Here is a 21,953-nt window from a genome sequence, read left to right as displayed (position 1 = left end):
GCCGTAAGCTCCGTCCGCGTGATCTCCACCGCCATCCCGATCCTCCCCGCCTCGCGAACGGAGTGAACCAGCAACCGGCATTCGTGTGAATCCCTCGCAGAGTCAAAGCTTCACGCCGCTGGTATCATACCAGCGGCCCGAGCGCCGGACTGTGCCGAAGCCTTGTCGAATCCTGAAAAAGTGGCAAGCCTGATTCCAGCCCGGTTCCAGCCGCGTTCCAGCCAGATAAAATCACGCCGTTTCAGCCGCTTGCCTCACAGGAATGTCTGCGGGTCCACGTCCACCCCGACCCGCACGTTCGACGGCACGGGAACCCCGGCGAGCCAGGCCCTGAGCGCCGCCTGCAACGCCACCCCCTTCGGCGACTGCGCCAGCAGCCGCACCCGGTGGCGGCCGCGGATGCGCGCGATCGGGGCAGGGGCCGGCCCCCACAGCGTCGCCCCCGCCGCCCGCAGCGGCGCCGCCGCCCGCGCCAGCGCCCGGGCGACGTCCCAGACCCGCGCCTCGTCCGTGCCCGAGACCACGATCCCCGCCATCCGCCCGTAGGGCGGCGCGCCGGCGCGCTCGCGCAACGCCGCCTCGGCGCGCCAGAAGCCCTCGTCGTCCCCGGTCAGGATCGCCCGGAGGCACGGATGCTCCGGCATGCAGGTCTGGATCAGCGCCGCGCCGCGCCGCTCCGCCCGCCCGGACCGGCCGGCGACCTGCCGGATCAGCTGGAAGGTCTTCTCCGCCGCGCGCAGGTCGGCCCCCTGCAACGCCAGATCGGCGTCGATCACCCCGACGAGCGTCAGCAACGGAAAGTTGTGGCCCTTCGAGACGAGCTGCGTCCCGATGACGAGGTCGGCCTCGCCCGCGGCGATCGCCTCGATCCGCGCCCGGAGCGAGCCCGCCCCGTCGGCGAGGTCCGAGGACAGGATCGCCACCCGCGCCTCCGGCCAGAGCGCCGCCGCCTCCTCGGCCAGCCGCTCCACCCCGGGCCCGAGCGCCGTCATCCGCCCCTCGACCCCGCAGGAGGGGCAGACGGTCGGGATCGGCCGCGTCGCCCCGCACTGGTGGCAGACCAGCCGCCCCCGGAAGCGATGCTCCACCATCCGCGCGTCGCACTGCGTGCAGCCCACCTGCACGCCGCAGGCCCGGCACAGCGTCAGCGGCGCATAGCCGCGTCGGTTCAGGAACAGCAGCGCCTGCTCCCCCGCCGCCAGCCGCGCCGAGACGGCCTCGCGGAGCGGCTCGGAGATCCACCGCCCCTGCGGCGGCGCGTCGAGCCGCATGTCGATCGCCGCCATCTCCGGCAGGCTCGCGGTCCCGAACCGTTCCGGCAGGTCGAGCCGCCCGTACTTGCCCGAGGCGGCGTTGGCCCAGCTCTCGAGCGAGGGCGTCGCCGAGGCGAGCACCACCGCCGCGCCCTCGATCGAGGCCCGGAGCACCGCCATGTCGCGGGCGTTGTAGAGCGCCCCGTCCTCCTGCTTGTAGGAGCCGTCGTGCTCCTCGTCGACGACGACGAGCCCGAGGCGCGCGAAGGGCAGGAACAGCGCCGAGCGCGCGCCGACGACCAGCCGGGCCTCGCCCTCCGCCACCGCGCGCCAGGCGCGCCGGCGGTTGGTCTGGGTCACGCCGGAATGCCACTCCGCCGGCCGCGCCCCGAACCGCGCCTCCACCCGGTCGAGGAACTCCACCGAGAGCGCGATCTCCGGCAGGAGGACCAGCGCCTGCCGCCCCCGCGCCAGGCACTCCGCGACGGCCTCGAGATAAACCTCGGTCTTGCCCGATCCGGTCACGCCCTTCAGCAGCGTCGCCGAATACCTGCCCGCCGCCGCCGCCGCGCGCAGCGCCGCCGCCGCCGCGTCCTGGTCGGCCGAGAGCGGCCGCGACGGCGCGGCGGGGTCGAGCGCCGGATAGGGAAGATCGCGCGACGTCGTCTCGCGCAGGATCACCCCCTGCGCCTCCAGCCCCTTCAGCACGCCGCCGCCCACGCCGGCGAGGCGGGCGAGTTCCGCCGGCGCGAAACCGAGGTTGCCGTATTCCGCGAAGGCGGCGAACACCCGCGCCCGCGCCGGCGTCATCCGGTCCGGCTCGCGGCCCGAGAGCCGCAAGAGCGGCCGCGCCGAGGGCGGCTCCCCGAGCCCCGGCGCCCGCGTGGCGAGCCGCACCATCGCCGGCAGGGGCGTCAGCGTGTAGTCCGCCACGCGCGCGAGGAAGGTCCGCATCTCCGGCCGCATCGGCGGCACGTCGAGACGCCCGACGAGCGTGCGCAGCTTCGCCTCGGGAACCTCGCCCGTCGCCGACCCCCAGACCACGCCGAGAACCCGCCGCGGCCCCAGCGGAGCGACGACGAAATCTCCGGCCGCGACGCCGCCCGCCGGGGCGCGGTAGTCGAGCGGCCGGTCGAGGCCCTCGGCCAGCGCCACCGCGACCGGCTCGCCCTCCGCGAACGATCGCATGGCGTGAGTCCACTGTTCCATCGCGCAAGACCTTGGGCTAGTATCCCGGCAAACCACAAGGGCTGACGCGGCCCGGGATCGGAGAGGGCAGGCCGATGACACCCTTCGCGAAGGCCGCCGGGACCGCTGCCGGCGCGACCCGGAACCGGGCCGCCGCCGCCATGATCGCGCGAGAGGAGCAGAGATGACCGAGGACTCCGCCGCCTGGCTGCGCGAGCGCATCCTGTCCGACCCCGACGTGATCCTCGGCGACGACCAGCTCATGCGCGCGCTCCTCGCCGCCGACCGCCGCGCCGCCGGGCGCAACGTCGTCGACCTCCGCGGCGTGCTGGTCGAGCGGCTGGAGGATCGGCTCGACCGGCTCGAGGACACCCACCGCGAGGTGCTGGCCGCGGCCTACGAGAACGTCGCCGGGATGAACCAGGTCCACCGCGCCTGCCTCGCGCTGCTCGATCCGGCCGATTTCGCCGGCTTCCTGCGGGTGCTGACCCGCGACGTGGCGATGATCCTCGGAGTGGACGTCATCCGTCTCGGGCTCGAGGCGCCCGCCGCCGAACCCGGCCAGCCCCTCGGCCCCTCCGGACCGCTGCGCGGAACGGTGATCGCGCTGCCCGCCGGCGGCGTTGGCGGCTACGTGACCCGCGGCCGCGGCCTCGGCCCGCGCAAGGTGACGCTGCGCCGTTGCGACCCCGCGGGTCCGAACCTCTACGGGCAGGACGCCGAGGCGATCCGTTGCGAGGCGCTGATGCGGCTCGACCTCGGCGAGGGCAACCTCGCGGGGCTGCTCGCCTTCGGCGCCATCGACCCCAACCGCTTCCATCCCGACCAGGGCGTCGACCTCCTCGCGTTCTTCGCCGGGGTCTTCGAGCGAACGCTCCGCCGCTGGCTGGCGTGACGCGCCCCCCCGCCGCGACGATCCGCCGGACGGGGCCGGGCGCCTGCGCGCATCGCGTCGCCGCGCCGGGCCGGCGGCCGGACGCAGTCCGGCGGCCGTGGCCGTGACCGAGGCGAGCGCCGCCGCGACCGACCTGCTCGCGCGCTGGCTCGCCCAGCTCTCCGCCGTGCGCGGCGCGAGCCCCCGGACCATCACCGCCTATCGCCGCGACGTCTCCGGCTACCTCGGCTTCCTCGCCCGGCACTGGGGCGGCCCCTGCGGCGCCCCCCGCCTCGCCGAGGTCGGCCCCACCGACATGCGCGCCTGGATGGCCGAGGAACGCAACCGCGGCCTCTCGGCCCGCTCGCTCGCCCGCTCGCTCTCGGCGGTCAAGAGCTTCCACGCCTGGCTCGCCGAGGCCGAGGGCGCCGAGGCCCCGGCGGTCACCGCCACCCGCGGACCCCGCCGCAAGGCCCGCCTGCCGCGCCCCGTCGCCCCCGAAGCGGCCAAGGCGCTGATCGAGACCATCGAACTCCAGAGCCTGAAATCCTGGGTCGGCGCCCGCGACATGGCGGTGGCGACGCTGCTCTACGGCTGCGGCCTGCGCATCTCCGAGGCGCTGTCGCTGACGCAAGGGGACGCGCCCCTCGGCGAGACCCTGCGCATCCGCGGCAAGGGCGGCAAGGAGCGGCTGGTGCCGGTGCTCCCCGTCGCCCGCCGGGCCGTCGAGTCCTACCGCGCGCTCTGCCCCTTCGCGCCCGGGCCCGCCGCGCCGCTCTTCCTCGGCGCCCGCGGCGGCCCGCTCAACCCGCGGCTCGTGCAGGGCGCCATGGCCGCCGCCCGCCGCCAGCTCGGCCTGCCCGCCACCGCGACCCCGCACGCGCTGCGCCACTCCTTCGCCACCCACCTCCTCGAGGCGGGGGGTGATCTGCGGACGATCCAGGAGCTCCTCGGCCACGCCTCGCTCGCGACCACGCAGGTCTACACCGGCGTCGACCAGGCCCGGCTGATGGAGAGCTACCTCGCCGCCCACCCCAAGGCGCGAGGATAGAATGCCCGCGCCCCGGCCCTCGTGGCGCAGCCTCAGCCCCGTCGGCCTACTCGTCGGCGCGATCTTCTTCGCCACCGCGCTCACCCCCTCGCTCGTGCCCCGCGCGCCGCTGCTGCAAGGCGTCCTCGGCGGCGTCGTCGGCGCCATCGGCTACGAGGCCGGAGCGTTTCTCGCCGTGATCTGGCGCCTTCTCGACCTGCCCGTCCCCGACCCGCGCCGCCATCGCCGGCTCCTCGCCGGAGCGGCGGCCCTAGCCCTCGCCATCGCCGGCTACGGCATCGCCCGCTCGGCCGACTGGCAGAACGCCACGCGGCGGGTCTTCGACCTGCCGCCGGTCGAGGCCATCCACCCGACCACCATCGCCGTCGTCGCGGCGCTCGTCGCCAGCGTCCTCTGGCTCCTGTTCCGGCTCTTCGGCGTGCTGCGCCGGCGGATCGACCGGACCGCGTCGCGGCTGGCGCCGCGCCGGATCGGGCAGGCGATCGGCTTCGTCCTCGCCCTCTGGCTCGCCTGGGCGCTCATCGACGGCGTGCTGGTGCGCCGCCTCTTCGAGGTCGCCGACGCCTCCTTCGAGGCCGCCGACGTCTTCATCCGTCCCGACCAGCCGGCGCCCACCGACCCGATGCACACCGGCGGCCCCGGCTCGCGCGTCCTCTGGGACGAGATGGGCCGCTTCGGCCGCGACTTCGTCGCCACCGCGCCCACGCGCGACGAGATCGCCGCCTTCGCCGGACCCGGCGCGATGGAGCCGATCCGCGTCTATGTCGGCCGCCGCGCCGCCGACACGCCGGAGGAGCGCGCCGAGATCGCGCTGGCCGAACTGATACGACAGGGCGCCTTCGAGCGCGCGGTCCTCGTCGTCACGCCGCCGGTCGGCACCGGCTGGATGGACCCGGGCGCGCATGACAGCCTCGACTTCATGCTCGGCGGCGACGTCGCCACCGTCGCGGTGCAGTATTCCTACCTGACCAGCGTTCTGGCGCTCGTCGCCCACCCCTCCTACGGCGTGGCGCAGTCGCGCGCGCTCTTCGACGCGGTCTATGGCCACTGGACGACGCTGCCGAAGGAGAGCCGGCCGAAGCTCTACGTCCACGGGCTCAGCCAGGGCGCCTTCAACAGCCAGGCGACGCTGCCCCTCCTCGACATGCTCGCCGACCCGATCGACGGGGCGATGTGGGCGGGCTCGCCGTTCTTCTCGTCCTACTGGCGCTACGTGCTGGAGCGGCGGCGCAAGGATTCGCCCGCCTGGCGGCCGCAGTTCGGCAACGGCTCGCTCGTGCGCAGCCTCGACCAGTTCGGCGGCCTCGACGGCGATTTCGCGCCCTGGGGGCCGGTCCGCATGGTGTTCCTCAACTACGGCTCGGACCCGATCGTCTGGTTCGATCCCGCCGCGGCCTGGCGCCAGCCGGCATGGCTGACGCCGCCGCGGGCGCCCGACGTGGCGCCGGAGCTAGGCTGGTTCCCGGTGGTGACGCTGTTCCAGCTCGGCCTCGACAGCGCGATCTCGCTCGACGTCCCGGGCTTCGGCCATGCCTACATCGCCCGCGACTACATCCACGCCTGGGCCGCCCTCCTCGACCCGCCCGGCTGGAGCCCCGAGCGCGCCGCCGCGCTCGGGGCGATCCTGGCCGCCCGCCCGAGCCCCTTCGAGCCCTGAGCGCCGGGGGCGCCCGTCGCCGGCGAGCAGCGTCCGGCCGGAGATCCACTCCGGCCCCCCCCTGCGACGGGTCCGAAAGTCCGGGATGCGAGGTCAGGCGGCCGCTCCGGCGCGGGTGAGGTGGCGGTAGGCGGCCGTCTCGAAGTCGAGGTAGCCGGAAAAGGAGACGGGATCGGCGAAGGGCAGGACCTGGGTGGCCCAGAAGCCGCCGAGGCCGTTCTGCCGGTCGATCCAGTAGAAGAGGTTGGCGAGTCCCGCCCAGCCGATCGCGCCCGCCGGCCGGCCGGTCGGCGCCTCCTCCTCCACGGTCATGAAGGTGTAGGACCAGCCCCTGGCCAGACCCGGGAAGAACTCGGCGTCGTTCGAGAGGCTCGCGATCACGCCGGGCAGCATCCCGACCTTCTGATGCGCCTCGAGGCCGTTCTTAACCGCCCAGCCGACGGTCTCGGGCTTCAGCACGCGGCCGTTCGGACCGTCGCCGTCGTTCAGCCACATGCGGATGAACTTCATGTACTCGCCGACGGTGGCGTAGAGGCCGTGGCCGCCCATGTCGACCTCGGGCGCATCGGGCAGGGCGAACTCGAGCGGGGTCAGGCTGCCGTCGGCGCCCCGCGCATGGATGGCCGCGGTGCGCGCCTTCATCGCCGCGCTGCGGGTGAAGCCGATCTCGGCCATGCCGAGCGGGTCGAAGACGCGCTCGCGCATCACCGCCCCGAGGCGCTTGCCGCGGATGCCCTCGACGACCTGGCCGACCCAGTCGATGTTGGACCCGTACTCCCACTTCTCGCCGGGATCGAACAGCAGCGGCGTCTCGATCGAGGCGTGCGAGCAGGTGACGACGCTCGGCTGGCCGTGCTCCCTGGCCATCCGCGCGTAGTTCTCGTTGAAGAAGTCGTAGCCGAAGCCGCCGACATGCAGCATGAGCTGCCGCGTGGTGACGTCGCTCTTCGGCGCCCGCAGGCGCGGCGCGCCGTCGGCCTCGAAGCCGTCGAGCACCTGGAGACGGCCGATGGCCGGCGCGTACTCCCTGGCGGGCGCGTCGAGGTCGAGGAGCCCCTCCTCGACGCACTGGAGCGCCGTGGCGCCGGTGATCGCCTTGGTCGTCGAGAAGACGGCGAAGACGGTGTCCTCGGTCATCGCCGCGCCGCCGAGCGTGCGCTCGCCGGCTGCGCCGCCCCAGATGGTGCGGTCGCGGTCGGTGAGCATGGCGACGACGCCCGGCACGCGCGGGCTGCCACGCGTCACCCCGTCGAGCACGGCGTCGCAGGCGGATTTCAGGTCGGTCATGGCTCCCTCCTCTCGGGTCGACTGGTTCGCGGCTCGGGGTCCGAGACGCGCGCACGTTCGAGGATGGCGTCGCCGGTCGCGGATCATCCCCGTGAGCCGCGGCCCGCGTGGCGGCTCCGCCTTGCCGGCACGATACCCGGGCGGGACGGCCTGTCGGAAGTCAGCAATAGGTAGCGTCGGGCGCGTGGCGTCGCACCGCAAGGGCCGATACTCGAGTGATTTGCCATGCATATGAGTTGTGCATGGTTCGTGCATGAGTTGTGCATCGCGCAATCCGTCCAACCCGCTGCGCCGCCTGCACAAATCCCGGGGCTCAGGATCCCGCCCCGTTCCCCCCGGCGGCCTTCTCCGGCGCAATGCGCCAGGCGGCGGTGCCGGTCGGGTCGTTCCAGAAGGTCAGCCGGTCGAAGCGGTCGAAGAGGTCCGGCGGCAGCACCGTCTTGCGCTTCTCCGCGCGCACCGGACCGGAGACGCGGTGCAGCCCCGGCGCGCCGAGCGGGCCGTCGAACTCCGGCGCGTCGTACTCGACGCTCTGGAAATCGTGGGGATGCCAGTCCTCGCCAATAAAGCGGTAGACGAGCCGCAGGCAGGCCTCGGGCTTCGTCGTCAGAATGTCGTAGTCGATCAGCAGCAGCCGGTCGGACATTTCGCCGTAATAGGCCTCCTTCAGCGCCGAATAGGCGAAGCCGACCACCCGGTCGCGATGCCCGAGCGCCTCGGTGCGGCTGTAGACCGTGGCGCGCTCCTCGGGCGTGACGAAAAGCCGTGACGGCTCGAAGGCGTTCTTCCGCACCAGCCGCTCGAAACTGTCCATGATCCAGGCGACGCTGCGCACGCAGGCGAGCACCTTCGCCTCCGGATAAAGCGCGGCGATCAGCGGCAGCCGGGCCGACCAGATGCGGTTGGTGTCGAAGATCACCTCGCGACCGTCCTCGCCGGCGTAATAGGCCTCGATCACCGCCTTCAGGATCGTCCGGCGCCGGGCCTCGTCGAGAAACACCGCCGCCTCGTTGCGCGGGCTCATCGCATCGAGCAGCGTCCCCACCAGCCCCCCGACCGGCCCGGTCATCGCCGCCGAAAAGCGCGGGTTCTGCCGCAACAGCCCCGCGAGCAGCGTCGAGCCCGACCGTGGCAGGCCGGCGATGAAATGCAGGCGGGGCATGGGCGGATCCGGGCCGGTTGCGCGTCCCCGAGAGCGAACATCGTGGGACGCCCCGGCGCAAGCCCTCCGCTACGGGCGAAGCGCGTTGGCGAAGAGGTGTTCGAGGAAGGCGCGCGCCTCGTCGAAGCGGGCCGGGTCGTCCCCGCCGAGGACCGCGCGCACCTGCACGTCGAAGTCCGCGTAATGCTGGGTCGCGGCCCAGATCGAGAAGATCAGGTGGCGGGGGTCGACCGGCGCGATGCGCCCTTCGGCCGCCCAGGCGCGGAGTGCGGCGGCCTTCTCGTCGACGAGGGCGCGCAGCGGGCCGGCGAGGACGTCGGCGATATGCGGCGCGCCCTGGAGCACCTCGTTGGCGAAAAGCCGGCTCTCGCGTGGGAAGTCGCGCGCCATCCCGATCTTGCGCCGGACATAGGCGCGGATCTCGGTCTCCGGGTCGCCGTTCGGGTCGATGCGGCGGAGCGGCTCCAGCCAGTCGTCGAGTTGGCGCTCGAGCAGCGCCCGGTGCACCTCCTCCTTGGAGGCGAAGTAGTAGAGCAGGTTGGGCTTCGACAGGCCCGCGGCTTCGGCGATCTGGTCGAGTGTCGCGCCGCGGAACCCGTGGGCCGAGAAGACGTCGAGCGCGGCCCCGAGAATCGCCTCGGTCTTGGCGCGCTGGATGCGCGTCGGGTTGCGGCGCGAGGCGGCGCGGCTCATCGGGTCAACGTCTCCCTCGAATGCGCTTGACGCTCGCCCCGGGGGTGCTAGCGTCCGGTTTTGACCGCTTGGTCAAGTAGACACCAGACGTCCCGAGGGGTCGAGCCAGAATCGCACACCCCGGAGGACCCGAGGGGATCCCGGCGATGTCGCAGCGCTCCGCTTCCGTTTCCACGGCCCAGTCGACCGTGGCGCCCAACGATCTGCGCGCCTTCTGGATGCCGTTCACCGCGAACCGGCAGTTCAAGAAGGCGCCGCGGATGTTCGTGGCGGCCGACGGCATGCACTACGTCACCTCCGACGGGCGACGGGTGCTCGACGGGACCGCGGGGCTCTGGTGCTGCAACGCCGGCCACAAGCGGCCTCGCATAGTCAAGGCGATCCAGGAGCAGGTCGAGGAGCTCGACTACGCGCCGGCGTTCCAGATGGGCCATCCGAAGGCCTTCGAGCTCGCGAACCGGCTGGTCGACATCGCGCCGGAAGGGATGGCGCACGCGTTCTTCTCGAACTCGGGTTCGGAGGCGGTGGACTCGGCGCTGAAGATCGCCATCGCATATCAGCGGGCAATCGGGCAGGGGACACGGACGCGGCTGATCGGGCGCGAGCGCGGCTATCACGGCGTCAACTTCGGCGGCATCTCGGTCGGCGGCATCGTTTCGAACCGCAAGTTCTTCGGCACGCTGCTGACCGGCGTCGACCATTTGCCGCATACGCATCTGCCGGCGAAGAACGCCTTCTCGAAGGGCCAGCCGGAGCACGGCGCCGAGCTGGCCGACGAACTGGAGCGCATCGTGACGCTGCACGACGCCTCGACGATCGCGGCGGTGATCGTCGAGCCGATGGCAGGCTCGACCGGAGTGCTGATCCCGCCGAAGGGTTATCTCGAGCGGCTGCGGGCGATCACGAAGAAGCACGGGATCCTGCTGATCTTCGACGAGGTGATCACCGGCTTCGGGCGCATGGGCGCGGCCTTCGCCTCGCAGAAATACGGCGTGACGCCGGACATGATCACCATCGCCAAGGGAGTGACCAACGGGGTGATCCCGATGGGCGGCGTGCTGGTCACCGCCGAGATCCACGACGCCTTCATGTCGGGGCCCGAGCACATGATCGAGCTCTTCCACGGCTACACCTACTCCGGAAACCCGATCGCCGCGGCGGCGGGGCTCGCGACGCTGGAGACCTATCGCGAGGAGGCGCTGTTCGAGCGCGCCACGGAACTCGCGCCCTACTGGGAGGAGGCGGTGCATTCGCTTCGCGGCCTGCCGCACGTGATCGACATCCGCAACGAGGGCCTGATCGCCGGCGTCGAGCTGGAGCCCATCGCGGGCGAGCCGACGCGCCGCGCGTTCCAGGCCTTCCTCGACTGCTACGACAAGGGCGCGCTGATCCGCACCACCGGCGACATCATCGCCATGTCGCCGCCGCTGATCATCTCGAAGGCCCAGATCGACGAGCTGATCGGCACGCTGGGGGATGTGCTGAAGCGCCTGAACTGATGCTGCGCGCCGCAGCGATCCTCGCTGGCGCGCTGTCCTGCTCGGGGGCCCACGCCTGGAGCGAGATGGAGAGCATGAGCTTCGCCAACGATCTCGGCATGATCCTCGCCAGCGAGGAGGCGTGCGGCATGACTTATGATCAGGCCGCAATACAGGCTTTGATCGAGACGACCGTCCCTGCCGACGACATGAGCTTCGCTTCGACGCTCTCCGTCATGACGCAGGGACAGGCGTTCAGCCTTCGGGAGATGAGCCGGAGCTCCCTTGCGGCACACTGCGCGTCGATCTCGAGGACGGCGAAGCACTTCGGTCTGGTCCCGGACTGATACCGGCGGGCTCACGAAACGACTCGCGGACCTTTTTTGATCGTTAGCATTTTTACCGTGCGTATTCAGGTAGTTACCCTATCTATCACGCGTGTTAGGCGTGTTAGCCCGCGTTGCGCCGGGTGGCCTGGTAGAGTCGCCGGTATGACACGTGCGACGCGCCGTCCCCGGCGCGCCGTGGTCCCGCCAGGCTCCCGGCGGGGACGGACGGCGCCGCCGCGCGGCGCCGCCCATCCCTGACCATCAGCCGCAGGAGCCCGTCAGCGCCACGTGCCCGCGGTCCACGCCGGTGACGCTGACCGAGCAGGTCGTTTCGCCGACCCTGGCCTCGACCGACTCGCCGATGCCGACGGTCTGGATCTGCGTGCCGTTGATGGCGATGCGGGCGCCGCTGTCGGAGACGTGGGAGACGAAGACCCGCAGGCCGTCGCCGAGCGCCACGGTTTCGCCCGGTCTCGCGCCCTCTGGGGCGGGCAGCGCGTCGCCGCAGGCGGCGGAGACGGCGGCCTTGCCGCCGCCGACGGCGTCCAGCGTCAGGCGACACTCGCCCGCATCGGACACGAGCGTCTGCGGCTGGCCCATCGCCAGCACGAGATCCTTGCCGTTGACGCGAACGGTGGCCGAATGGTCGGCGTCGTCGATCCGCGAGACGAACACGCGCACCGCGCCGTCAGCGAGAACGCCGGTCTCGCCGGGGCCGAAGCCCTCGACCGGCGCGGATGTGGCCGCGGCGGCCGGAGCTGCGGCGTCAGGGGCGGCGGGCTCGGCCGTCGGGGCGGGCGCGGCGATCCTGTCGCGCAGTCTCGCGAGGCCGCTTTCGAGCGCGGCGAGCTGGTCCGCGGAGGCGGTCTTCACCGCGGCGGCGATCGACTGCCCGAGACCGGCCACGTTCTCGCCGATGCCGGCGACCGCGTCCTTGCCTGCCTCGACGCCGGCGCCGAGCCCTTCGAGCCGTCCGGCCAGGTCGGATTTCAGCCCGTCGACCCCGGCCTCGACGGCGGCGAGGCGTTCGTTCTGCGCGGAAGCGGCCTCGTCGAGCCGCTTGCCGACAGCCGCTTCGATGTCCTCCGTGCTCGGCCCGCCGGCGGCGAGTCCGATGACGAGGCCGAGAAGGAACAGCACCACCGCGCCAGCGATGGTCAGCAATCCCTTGTTCTTCATGGTCCAACCCTCCCTTCCCCCGGCGCTTGCGGCGCCGATTCCCCCTCCAGACTAGCCCGGATGCGGCCAAAAATCCCGTGCTTGCGGAGCCGCGGCCCGGCGACCTACACAAAAGGCGGAAGCCCCGCAGAAGCCCGAAGGAGCCGGCGATGCCCGCCCCCAGCGACAACCTCAAGATCGACGGCGCCCGGCTCTGGCAGAGCATCATGGACATGGCCGAGATCGGACCGGGCGTTGCGGGCGGCAACAACCGCCAGACCCTGACCGACGCCGACGCCGAGGGCCGCGCGCTGTTCAAGCGCTGGTGCGACGCGGCGGGGCTCGAGATGGGCGTCGACGCCATGGGCACCATGTTCGCGACCCGCGCCGGCGAAGACCCGGATGCGCTGCCGGTCTATGTCGGGAGCCATCTCGACACCCAGCCGACCGGCGGACGCTACGACGGGGTTCTCGGCGTCCTCGGCGCGCTCGAAGCCGTGCGGTCGATGAACGACCTCGGCATCCGCACGAAACACCCGGTCGTGGTGACGAACTGGACCAACGAGGAGGGCGCGCGTTTCGCCCCGGCGATGCTGGCGTCGGGCGTCTTTGCCGGCGTGATCGACCTCGACCATGCCTATGGCCGCACCGATCTCGACGGCAAGCTCTTCGGCGAGGAGCTGGAGCGCATCGGCTGGAAGGGCGACGAGGAGGTGGGCGCGCGCCGGATGCACGCCTATTTCGAGCTCCACATCGAACAGGGGCCGATCCTCGAGGCCGAGGGCCGCGACATCGGCGTCGTCACCCATTGCCAGGGGCTGTGGTGGCTCGAGTTCACCCTGACCGGCAGGGAGGCGCATACCGGCTCGACGCCGATGGCGATGCGGGTCAACGCCGGCCTCGCCATGGCGCGGATCATGGAGATGGTGCAGACCGTGGCCATGGAGAGCCAGCCCGACGCGGTTGGCGGCGTCGGGCAGGTCAGGTTCCATCCGAACTCGCGCAACGTTCTGCCGGGCAGGGTGGTGTTCACGGTGGACATCCGCTCGCCCGACCAGGCGAAGCTCGACGGGATGCGGGCGCGCATCGAGCGCGAGGCAGCGGCGATCTGCGACCGGCTCGGCGTCGGTTGCGCGGTGGAGGCGGTGGGGCATTTCGACCCGGTCACCTTCGCGCCGGAGTTGGTGGCGCGGGTGCGCGGCGCCGCGGAGCGGCTCGGCTACACGCATCGCGACATCATCTCGGGCGCAGGGCACGACGCCTGCTGGGCGGCCAGGGTGGCGCCGGCGACGATGGTGATGTGTCCCTGCGTCGATGGCCTCAGCCACAACGAGGCCGAGGAGATCACCCCCGACTGGGCGGAGAAGGGCGCGAACGTGCTGTTCCATGCCGTGCTGGAGACGGCGGGGGTGGTAGAGTGATATGAGGCGATCGAGCCGAGCAGCGTCTGGGCCTCCTCGGCGCCTGACCGGGGCGCGAGATGGCGTTCGATAGTCTCGGGATCATCGTCGGGGATGCGACGGTCCGCCTCCATGGATTCGAGGCGGATTTCGGCGAGCCGGCGGGCGCCGAGGCGCTGGTCTTCTTCGACCCGCCCGGCATGGCGCATGTCCACGCCTATCGCCGCGAGATCGCCGACGGGGCGCTCACCTGCTCGCTCGGGGGGCGGGCGGCGGCGGTGACGATGGACCTCGGCTTTGCGATGCGTATCGTGGCGGAGGGGCTGCGCGCCGGGCTGAAGCCGGAGGCGGCCGACATCGAGGCGCTGCGGGCGGCGCTCGCGGAGGCGGAGGGGCAGGGGCGATGAGCAAGGTCATCCGGGGCGGGACGATCGTCACCGCGGAGGGGAGCTTTGAGGCGGACGTACTGGTCGAGGGCGAAAGGATCGCCGCGATCGGGCCGGGGCTGAAGGGCGACGAGGAGGTCGACGCTTCCGGCGCGCTGGTCATGCCGGGCGGCATCGATCCGCACGTGCATCTGGAGATGCCCTTCATGGGCACGTCGTCGACGGACGATTTCTACACAGGCACGGTGGCGGCGGCGTCGGGGGGGACGACGACGGTCGTCGATTTCTGCATCCCGGCGCCGGACGGGTCGATGCTCGCCGCGTGGGAGGATTGGGCGGCGAAGTCGAAGGACAAGGCCGTCGGGGACTACGCCTGGCACATGTGCGTGACCGGCTGGAACGAGCGCTTCTTCGACGAGATGGCCGAGGTCGTGCGGCGGGGGGTGAACACCTTCAAGCACTTCATGGCCTACAAGGGCGCGCTGATGGTCAACGACGACGAGATGTTCGCGTCGTTCCGGCGCTGCGCGGCGCTGGGAGCGCTGCCGCTCGTCCATGCCGAGAACGGCGACGTGGTCGCGGCCTTGCAGCAGAAGCTGCTCGCCGAGGGGATCACCGGGCCGGAGGGGCATCCCTATTCGCGCCCGCCGGAGGTGGAGGGCGAGGCGGCGAACCGGGCGATCATGATCGCCGACGCGGCCGGTTGCCCGCTCTACATCGTGCATGTGAGCTGCGAGCAGACCCACGAGGCGATACGGCGGGCGCGGCAGAAGGGGATGCGGGTCTATGGCGAGCCGCTGGCGCAGTTCCTCGTGCTCGACGAGAGCGAGTACCAGTCGAAGGACTGGGTCCATGCGGCGCGGCGCGTGATGTCGCCGCCGTTCCGGGGCAAGGAGCATCAGGCCGGGCTCTGGGCCGGGCTGGCGGCCGGGTCGTTGCAGGTGGTGGCGACGGATCACTGCGCCTTCACCACCGAGCAGAAGAAGGCGGGGATCGGCGACTTCACCCGCATCCCGAACGGCACGGGCGGGCTCGAGGACCGGATGAGCGTGGTCTGGACCTACGGCGTCGAGACCGGGCGGCTGACGCCGGAGGAGTTCGTGGCGGTGACCTCGACGAACTCAGCGAAGATCCTCAACATGCATCCGCGGAAGGGCGCGATCGCGGTGGGGGCGGATGCCGACATCGTGGTCTGGGATCCGAAGGCGGGCAAGACGATCACGGCGGCGCACCAGAAGTCGGCGATCGACTACAACGTCTTCGAGGGCATGAAGGTCAGCGCCACGGCGCGCTACACGCTCTCGCGGGGCGAGGTGATCTGGTCCGCGGGGGCGAACGCCGATCCGGAGCCGGGTCGGGGAAAGTTCATTGAGCGCAAGCCGTTCCCGCCGGTCGCCTCCGCGCTGGCGAAGTGGAAGGAGCTGACCGCGCCGCGGCAGGTGGTGCGCGACCTCGCCAACCTGACTTCGGGCGTCTGAGCAGTGGCGGACACGGCTGCCGGGCACGCGGCCGAGGCCGCGGCGGCGCACGGGTTCAATATCGTGCCGGTCGTCGTCCTGCTCGCCGCGGCGGTGATCGCGGTGCCGCTCTTCAAGCGGATCGGCCTCGGCTCGGTGCTCGGCTATCTCGCCGCGGGCCTCGCGATCGGGCCCTGGGGGCTAAGGCTCTTTGACGATCCGCAGGCGATCATCCACGTCGCCGAGCTCGGCGTGGTGATGTTCCTGTTTATCATCGGGCTGGAGATGCAGCCGTCGCGGCTGTGGGCGATGCGGGGCGACATATTCGGGCTCGGGCTCGTGCAGGTGCTCGTCTGCATGGCGCTGCTTTCGGTCGTCGGGGTCTCGCTCGGCTATCCGACCTCGGCGTCGTTCGTCTCCGGAGCCGGCTTCGTGCTGACCTCGACGGCGATCGTGATGCAGATGCTGGAGGAGCGGCGGCAGCTCAACCAGCCGTTCGGGCGGCGGATCGTCGGGATCCTGCTGCTCGAGGACCTCGCCATCGTGCCGCTGCTGGCGCTCGTCGCCTTCCTCGCGCCGGGGCACGAGGAGACGACGCTCGCCGCCCGGCTCGTGGCGGTGGCGATCGGGCTCGCGGCGATCGCCGGGCTCGTTCTCGCCGGGCGCTACCTGCTCGATCCGCTGTTCCGCCTGCTCGCGCGCGCCGGGGCGCGCGAGGTGATGACGGCGGCGGCGCTGCTCGTGGTGCTCGGGGCGGCGCTCCTGATGCAGACGGCGGGGCTCTCGATGGCTATGGGGGCGTTCCTCGCCGGCGTGCTGCTGTCGGAGTCGACCTTCCGCCACCAGCTCGAGGCCGACGTGGAGCCGTTCCGCGGCATCCTGCTCGGCCTGTTCTTCCTCGGCGTCGGCATGGCGCTCGACCTCGGGATCATCGTGAAGAACGCCGGGCTGATCGCGGTTTCGGTGGTCGCGTTCATGGCGCTGAAGACGGCCGGCATCTACGCGGTGGCGCGCGCTTTCCGGGCGTCGCAGCGGGAGGCGCTGGAGCGGGCTATGCTGATGGCGCAGGGGGGCGAGTTCGCCTTTGTGCTCTATGCCGCGGCGCTCGCCTTCGGGATCATCGACGCGGAGGCGAACGCCAACCTGACGGCCATCATCATCGTCTCGATGGCGCTGACGCCGGTCATGGTGATCCTGCATGACCGCTTCGCCCGGGCGGCCGCGCCGTCCATGGAGGGGGTGGAGGCGGCGGAGGGGCTGAGCGGGTCGGTGCTGCTGATCGGCTTCGGGCGGTTCGGGCAGATCGTCAGCCAGCCGCTGCTGGCGCGGGGCTATTCGATCTCGATCATCGAGACCGACACGGAGATGATCCAGGCCGCGGCGGGCTTCGGGTTCAAGGTCTATTACGGCGACGGGGCGCGGCTCGACATCCTGCATGCCGCGGGGGCGGACGGGGCGGAGATCATCATCTGCGCCGTGGACGACCGGGAGGCGGCGGTCAGGATCGCCGAGCTCGTCAAGACCGGGTTCCCGCTGACGCCGCTGGTTGTCCGGACCTTCGACCGCGAGCACGCGCTCGAGGTCATGGGGGCCGGGGCCGACTGGCAGATCCGCGAGACGCTCGGATCGGCGCTGTTGGCTGGCGAGGAGGCGCTGCGCCGGCTCGGGATCGGTGAGGCCGAGATCGCGGAGACGATGGCCGATGTCCGCCGGCGCGACGCGGAGCGCGTCGAGCTCGAGCTGGTCGGCGGCCTGCGGGCGGGCGTGGGCTTGCTCTGCGGCAACATCGAGGCACGGGAGTAGCGCCCCGCCGGCGGGGGGAGCCGCCGTCCTCGAGAACCCCGCAAGGCGGTCCCGCTCGGACGGCGCTGACGGTCGGCCGCCTTTGCTGCCTCCCTGGCGGAGCGGCCGCGAGTCCTTTGGCTCTCCCGCCCCTTGGCGGGGAGGCGTCTGCTCTATTGGCTTCATGCCAGTATGAATGCCTGATACCGGCGAGCCTACCAGGCCACCCGGCGCAACACGGGCTAACACGCGTGATATCAGGGTAACTATCTGAATACACACGATAAAAGTTTTGACGGTCAAAAAGGCCCGCGAGTCGCTTCATGAGCCCGCCGGCATTAAGGGGGGTCGCGGCGCCGGCGCCGGTCGGTCCCCGGCCGTCCGGCGGGTTCGGGGGGCTCTTGCGTCCGGGGCCGACTGGCGCCAGCGTCGCGAACCCTGTCGCGGGTTTCCTTCGAGGACGAACGGCCATGCGTGCACTCTTCTCCCGTCGCCTGATCTCTCGCCGGAGCCTGCTGGGCAGCGCGGCGGCGCTGCTCGGATCGACCGCATTGCCGCGTCTCGGCTTCGCGGCCGGGGCGGTCCGTCTCGTGGCGGCGGCCGACAGCGAGCCGCGCCAGCTCAACCCGGCCATCGTGGCGTCGAACGGGGTGTTCTTCATCGCGTCGAAGGTGATCGAGCCGCTTGCCGAGGCCTCCTACGACGACGGCGGCCTGCGGCCGCTGCTCGCCACCGGCTGGGAGGGCTCCGAGGACGGGTCGAGCGTGACCTTCGCACTGCGCGAGGGGGTGAGCTGGCACGACGGCAAGCCCTTCACCTCGGCCGACGTCGCGTTCTCGGCGATGGAGGTCTGGAAGCCCTTGCAGAACATCGGACGTGGCGTCTTCGCCAACCTGGAGGCGGTGGACACGCCGGACGATCATACGGCGGTCTTCCGCTTCGCGAAGCCGATGCCGTTGCAGCTGATCGCCAATGCCCTGCCCGTGGTGTCGGCCGTGCTGCCGAAGCACGTCTACGAGGGGACCGACATCGCCGAGAACCCGGCCAACGCCGCGCTGGTGGGCACCGGTCCCTTCGTCTGGGGCGAGCACCGGCCGGGGGAGTACTATCTGCTGAGGAAGAATCCCGCCTACTGGAACGCCGGCGAGCCGCGGGTGGACGAGGTCGTCTTCCGCGTCCTGCCCGACCGGGCCGCGGCGGCGAGTTCGCTCGAGGCGGGCGAGATCCAGCTCGCCGCCTTCTCCGCCGTTCCGCTGGTCGAGCTCGACCGGATCGGCAAGGTTCCGGGGCTCGAGGTGGTGACGAAGGGCTACGAGGCGCTGACCTACCAGCTCGTCGTCGAGATCAACCATCGCAACGAGCACCTGAAGGAACTGAAGGTGCGCCAGGCGATCGCCCACGCGATCGACAAGGCCTTCGTGCTCGACACGATCTTCCTCGGCTACGCGACGGCGGCGACCGGCCCCGTCCCGGCGAACGCGCCGGAGTTCCATACCGACGACGTGACCATCTACGACTTCGACGTCGCGAAGGCGAACGCGCTTCTCGACGAGGCGGGCTTTGCGCGCGGCGCGGACGGGACGCGCGTCGCCTTGCGCCTGCTGCCGGCGCCCTATTTCAACGAGACGAAGCAGTTCGGCGACTACCTGCGCCGGGCGCTCGCCGCCATCGGCATCGACGCGACGATCGTGGCGAACGACAGCGCGGGTCACCAGAAGGCGGTGTATACCGAGCACGCCTTCGACCTCGCCATCGCGCCCACGGTCTTTCGCGGCGATCCGGCGATCTCGACGACCATCCTCGTGCGCTCCGGGGTTCCCGACGGTGTGCCGTTCTCGAACCAGGGCGGCTACGCGAACGCGGAGATCGACAGGGTGGTGGACGAGGCGCTGGTCACGCTCGATCCCGGGGCGCGGGTGGAACTCTACCACCAGTTCCAGAGGCTGGTGACGGCGGACCTGCCGCTGATCAACGTCGCGGACTGGTCGTTCACCTCGGTCGCCTCCGACCGCGTCGAGAACATCGCGACGAACCCGCGCTGGGCGGTGTCGAACTGGGCGGACGTCGGGCTGGCGGATTGAGGCGCGTCGAGGATCGCTCGATGCCGCGCCTGGCGCGTCTGGTGCTTCGGCGGTTGGCCGGCAGCGTTCCGGTGCTGCTGATCGTCGTCGTAGGCGTGTTCCTGCTTCTCGACAGCGCGGGCGGGGACGCGGTGGACGCCTATCTCGTGTCGATCGGCGGCGGGGACGCTGCCCTCGCCGAGGAGTTGCGGGCGCGCTACGGCCTCGACCGCTCGGTGCTCGCACGGCTTTTGCTGACGCTGGGCCAGCTCGCGCGCGGCGATCTCGGATGGTCGGTGGCGCTGAACCGGCCGATCGGCGCGGTGATCGCCGAGCGGTTGCCGAACACGCTCTGGCTGATGGGAAGCGCCACCGCGCTCGCCTTCGCCTCCGGCTCGGCGCTCGGGATCGTCGCGGGCCGGCGGCCGGGCTCGGCAATCGACCGGCTGCTGTCGGGGGGCTCGCTGATGCTCTACTCGGTGCCGAGCTTCTGGCTGGGGCTGGTGCTCGCCGTCGTGTTCGCGGTGCGGCTGCAATGGCTGCCGGTCTCCGGGATCGAGACGATCGCCTCCGGAGCGACGGGCCTCGCCCGCGCCGCCGACGTCGCGCGCCATCTCGTGCTGCCGGTTGCGGCGCTGGGGACGATCTACCTCGCGCTCTTCCTTCGGGTCATGCGCGCGGGGATGGTCGAGGCCTGGGGGCAGGACTACACGCTCGCCGCGCGGGCGCGGGGCGTCTCGTCCTGGCGGGTCGCCCTGAACCACGCGGCGCGCAACGCGCTCCTGCCGCTCGTGACCATGCTGGGGTTGCAGGCGGCGTCGATGATCGGCGGCTCGGTGGTGATCGAGAGCGTCTTCGGCATCCCCGGTTTCGGCCGGCTCGCGCAGGAGGCGGTCGCCGGCCGCGACGCGCCGCTGCTGATGGCGGTGATCCTCGTCAGCGCGGTGATGGTGGTGGCGGCGAACCTCGCGGTCGACCTCGCCTGTGGCTGGCTGGACCCGCGCATCGGCTCGGGGCGCGGGGGGCGGGGGTGATCCGCGAACTGGCGCGCCGCCCGGAGGCGCGGGTCGGGGGGGCGCTTCTTCTCCTGCTCGTGGCGGTGGCCGCCCTTGCGCCGGCGCTGTCGCCGGGCGATCCGCTGGCGATCGCCGGGCGGCCGCTGATCCCGCCCCTGACCGACCCCGCCCTTCCCCTCGGAACGGACCGGCTGGGGCGCAGCCTGCTGGCCGGGCTGATCCACGGCGCGCGCACCTCGGTGACCATCGGCGTTGTTTCGGCCCTCGTGGCGGTCGCGGTCGGCATGGCCGTCGGGACGGCGGCGGGCTTCGCCGGCGGGCTGGTCGACGAGGGGCTGATGCGGGTCGTCGACGCCTTCCAGATCGTGCCGGGCTTCCTGCTTGCGCTCGCCTTCGTCTCGGTGGCGGGGCCATCGCTCCTCGTCGTCGCGGTGGCGATCGCGCTCGGGGCATGGACCGGGCCGGCGCGACTGTCGCGGGCCCGGGTGCTGAGCCTGCGCGAGGCGGATTTCGTCGCGTCGGCGCGGGTGACGGGGATGCACCCGGTCGAGATCGCGGTGCGGCAGGTGATGCCGCTCGCGCTGCCGCCGGTGCTGGCCGTCTCCTCGGTGATCGTCGCGGGGGCGATCCTGACCGAGGCGGCGCTGTCGTTCCTCGGGCTCGGGGATCCCAACGTCGTGACCTGGGGCGGCATGATCGCCGAGGGGCGCAACCAGCTGCGTTCGGCGGCCTGGCTGTCGATCATTCCGGGACTGGCGCTCGTGGCGACGGTGGTGTCGATCTACCTCGTGGGCGAGGCGGTGGGCGACGTTCTCGCCGGACGGAGGCGGCGGTGACGCTCGTCGCCCTGCGCGGGGTTTCGGTGCGCTATCCGGGGGCCGGGCGGGCGGCGCTGGCGGGCGTGACGCTGGACGTCCACGCCGGCGAAAGGCTCGCGGTGATCGGCGAATCCGGCTCGGGCAAGTCGACGCTGGCTCGCGCCGTGGCGGGGCTTCTGCCCGAGGGGACCGCGGTCGCGGGCGAGATCGGCTGGCAGGACGGCCCGCCGCGGCCGGGGCGCGACGTCGGCTACGTCTTCCAGGAGCCGGGCGCGAGCCTCGATCCGCTGCTTTCAGTGGGGGCGCATCTGGTCGAGGCGCTGCGGGCGAACCTGTCGCTGCGGCGGCGCGAGGCGCGGGAGCGGGCCGCAGCGCTGCTGGCGCGCGTGCGCATCCCGGAGCCGGACCGGGCGCTCGCGGCCTATCCCCACCAGTTTTCCGGCGGGCAGGCGCAGCGGATCGCCATCGCCCTCGCCGTCGCGGGGGGGCCGAAGCTGCTGATCGCCGACGAGGCGACCTCGGCGCTCGACGTGCTGGTGCAGGCGGAGATCGTCGCGCTCCTCCGCGAGCTTTGCCAGGCGGCGGGCATGACGCTCCTGTTCGTCACCCACGACATCGCGCTGGCGGGAACGCTGGCGGACCGGATCGCGGTGTTGCACGACGCGCACCTCGTCGAGGTCGGCGCGGCGCGCGAGGTGCTCGCGTCCCCGCGGGAGGACTACACGCGCGCGCTTCTGGCGGCGCAGATCGATCTCGCGACCCCGCCTCTGGTGCGGTCGGCATGAGACACCCTGTGTCAAGCTGCGAGTGTATTGTGGGCGACCGCGGCGCTGTGCAGCGCCGGGTCGTAGAGGGCGCCGTCCGTCCAGGTGCGCCAGAGCACGCGTATCCAGGCCCGGGCGAG

At 71.9% G+C, this 21,953-nt stretch carries 18 protein-coding genes; 13 read left to right on the top strand and 5 right to left on the bottom strand.

Annotated elements, in window-relative coordinates; genetic code table 11:
- Window positions 1–254: 254 nt before the first annotated feature.
- Window positions 255–2,441 carry a primosomal protein N' gene (locus KBA23_RS10085; RefSeq protein ID WP_290740232.1) on the bottom strand — a complete coding sequence of 729 codons (2,187 nt, stop codon included), beginning with the start codon at window positions 2,439–2,441 and terminating at the stop codon, window positions 255–257.
- Between the two features lie 184 nt (window positions 2,442–2,625).
- On the opposite strand from KBA23_RS10085, the gene KBA23_RS10080 reads away from it, so the two are divergent.
- The 3 genes from KBA23_RS10080 to KBA23_RS10070 all read left to right on the top strand — a co-directional run bounded on the left by KBA23_RS10080 (window position 2,626) and on the right by KBA23_RS10070 (window position 6,023).
- The gene (locus tag KBA23_RS10080) at window positions 2,626–3,336 is read left to right on the top strand and encodes a DUF484 family protein (protein ID WP_290740229.1); all 711 of its coding nucleotides are present in this window, start codon (window positions 2,626–2,628) and stop codon (window positions 3,334–3,336) included.
- A gap of 103 nt (window positions 3,337–3,439) precedes the next feature.
- Window positions 3,440–4,366, top strand: a complete 927-nt coding sequence (locus KBA23_RS10075; RefSeq protein ID WP_290740225.1) for a tyrosine recombinase XerC — start codon at window positions 3,440–3,442, stop codon at window positions 4,364–4,366.
- 1 nt (window position 4,367) lies between these two features.
- Entirely contained in the window at window positions 4,368–6,023 is a 1,656-nt protein-coding gene (locus KBA23_RS10070; protein ID WP_290740222.1) for an alpha/beta-hydrolase family protein, read from the top strand.
- Between the two features lie 93 nt (window positions 6,024–6,116).
- On the opposite strand, the gene KBA23_RS10065 is transcribed toward KBA23_RS10070, so the two are convergent.
- The 3 genes from KBA23_RS10065 to KBA23_RS10055 form a co-directional block, all read right to left on the bottom strand.
- Window positions 6,117–7,310: a serine hydrolase gene (locus KBA23_RS10065; RefSeq protein WP_290740219.1), complete on the bottom strand. Its 1,194-nt coding sequence runs from the start codon at window positions 7,308–7,310 to the stop codon at window positions 6,117–6,119.
- Window positions 7,311–7,623: 313 nt separating this feature from the next.
- Window positions 7,624–8,472 carry a sulfotransferase gene (locus KBA23_RS10060; protein WP_290740216.1) on the bottom strand — a complete coding sequence of 283 codons (849 nt, stop codon included), beginning with the start codon at window positions 8,470–8,472 and terminating at the stop codon, window positions 7,624–7,626.
- A 69-nt stretch (window positions 8,473–8,541) separates the two neighbouring features.
- Complete coding sequence (locus KBA23_RS10055) at window positions 8,542–9,165, bottom strand: TetR family transcriptional regulator C-terminal domain-containing protein (RefSeq protein WP_290740212.1); 624 nt, start codon at window positions 9,163–9,165, stop codon at window positions 8,542–8,544.
- A 146-nt stretch (window positions 9,166–9,311) separates the two neighbouring features.
- Here KBA23_RS10055 and KBA23_RS10050 point away from each other — a divergent pair, with 146 nt between their 5' ends.
- Complete coding sequence (locus tag KBA23_RS10050; RefSeq protein WP_290740208.1) at window positions 9,312–10,664, top strand: aspartate aminotransferase family protein; 1,353 nt, start codon at window positions 9,312–9,314, stop codon at window positions 10,662–10,664.
- Complete coding sequence (locus tag KBA23_RS10045) at window positions 10,664–10,990, top strand: hypothetical protein (protein WP_290740205.1); 327 nt, start codon at window positions 10,664–10,666, stop codon at window positions 10,988–10,990. The genes KBA23_RS10050 and KBA23_RS10045 overlap by 1 nt, the downstream gene beginning before the upstream one ends.
- Window positions 10,991–11,233: 243 nt before the next feature.
- Here the strand turns inward: KBA23_RS10045 and KBA23_RS10040 are convergent, their stop codons facing one another.
- Entirely contained in the window at window positions 11,234–12,151 is a 918-nt protein-coding gene (locus KBA23_RS10040; protein ID WP_290740202.1) for a hypothetical protein, read from the bottom strand.
- A 149-nt stretch (window positions 12,152–12,300) separates the two neighbouring features.
- On the opposite strand from KBA23_RS10040, the gene KBA23_RS10035 reads away from it, so the two are divergent.
- The 8 genes from KBA23_RS10035 (at window position 12,301) to KBA23_RS10000 (ending at window position 21,834) form a co-directional block, all read left to right on the top strand.
- Entirely contained in the window at window positions 12,301–13,551 is a 1,251-nt protein-coding gene (locus KBA23_RS10035) for a Zn-dependent hydrolase (RefSeq protein WP_290740199.1), read from the top strand.
- 59 nt (window positions 13,552–13,610) lie between these two features.
- On the top strand, window positions 13,611–13,937 hold the full coding sequence (locus tag KBA23_RS10030; protein ID WP_290740196.1) for a hypothetical protein: 327 nt from the start codon (window positions 13,611–13,613) through the stop codon (window positions 13,935–13,937).
- A complete protein-coding gene (gene hydA, locus KBA23_RS10025) occupies window positions 13,934–15,394 on the top strand; it encodes a dihydropyrimidinase (RefSeq protein ID WP_290740193.1) in 1,461 nt (486 codons plus the stop codon). Before KBA23_RS10030 ends, hydA begins: the two co-directional genes overlap by 4 nt.
- Window positions 15,395–15,397: 3 nt before the next feature.
- Window positions 15,398–17,176, top strand: a complete 1,779-nt coding sequence (locus KBA23_RS10020) for a monovalent cation:proton antiporter-2 (CPA2) family protein (RefSeq protein ID WP_290740190.1) — start codon at window positions 15,398–15,400, stop codon at window positions 17,174–17,176.
- A 449-nt stretch (window positions 17,177–17,625) separates the two neighbouring features.
- Window positions 17,626–19,236, top strand: coding sequence for an ABC transporter substrate-binding protein (locus KBA23_RS10015; RefSeq protein WP_290740187.1), 1,611 nt, complete (start codon window positions 17,626–17,628; stop codon window positions 19,234–19,236).
- Window positions 19,237–19,256: 20 nt separating this feature from the next.
- Window positions 19,257–20,249 carry an ABC transporter permease gene (locus tag KBA23_RS10010; RefSeq protein ID WP_290740184.1) on the top strand — a complete coding sequence of 331 codons (993 nt, stop codon included), beginning with the start codon at window positions 19,257–19,259 and terminating at the stop codon, window positions 20,247–20,249.
- Entirely contained in the window at window positions 20,246–21,067 is an 822-nt protein-coding gene (locus tag KBA23_RS10005) for an ABC transporter permease (protein WP_290740181.1), read from the top strand. Before KBA23_RS10010 ends, KBA23_RS10005 begins: the two co-directional genes overlap by 4 nt.
- Window positions 21,064–21,834 carry an ABC transporter ATP-binding protein gene (locus tag KBA23_RS10000; protein ID WP_290740178.1) on the top strand — a complete coding sequence of 257 codons (771 nt, stop codon included), beginning with the start codon at window positions 21,064–21,066 and terminating at the stop codon, window positions 21,832–21,834. The genes KBA23_RS10005 and KBA23_RS10000 overlap by 4 nt, the downstream gene beginning before the upstream one ends.
- The last annotated feature ends 119 nt before the right edge of the window (window positions 21,835–21,953 follow it).

It is taken from the genome of Amaricoccus sp. (genome assembly GCF_017995835.1).
GTDB lineage: Bacteria > Pseudomonadota > Alphaproteobacteria > Rhodobacterales > Rhodobacteraceae > Amaricoccus.
The sequence above is the reverse complement of the archived record's forward strand: the minus strand, read 5'-3'. Positions and strand labels throughout refer to the sequence as shown.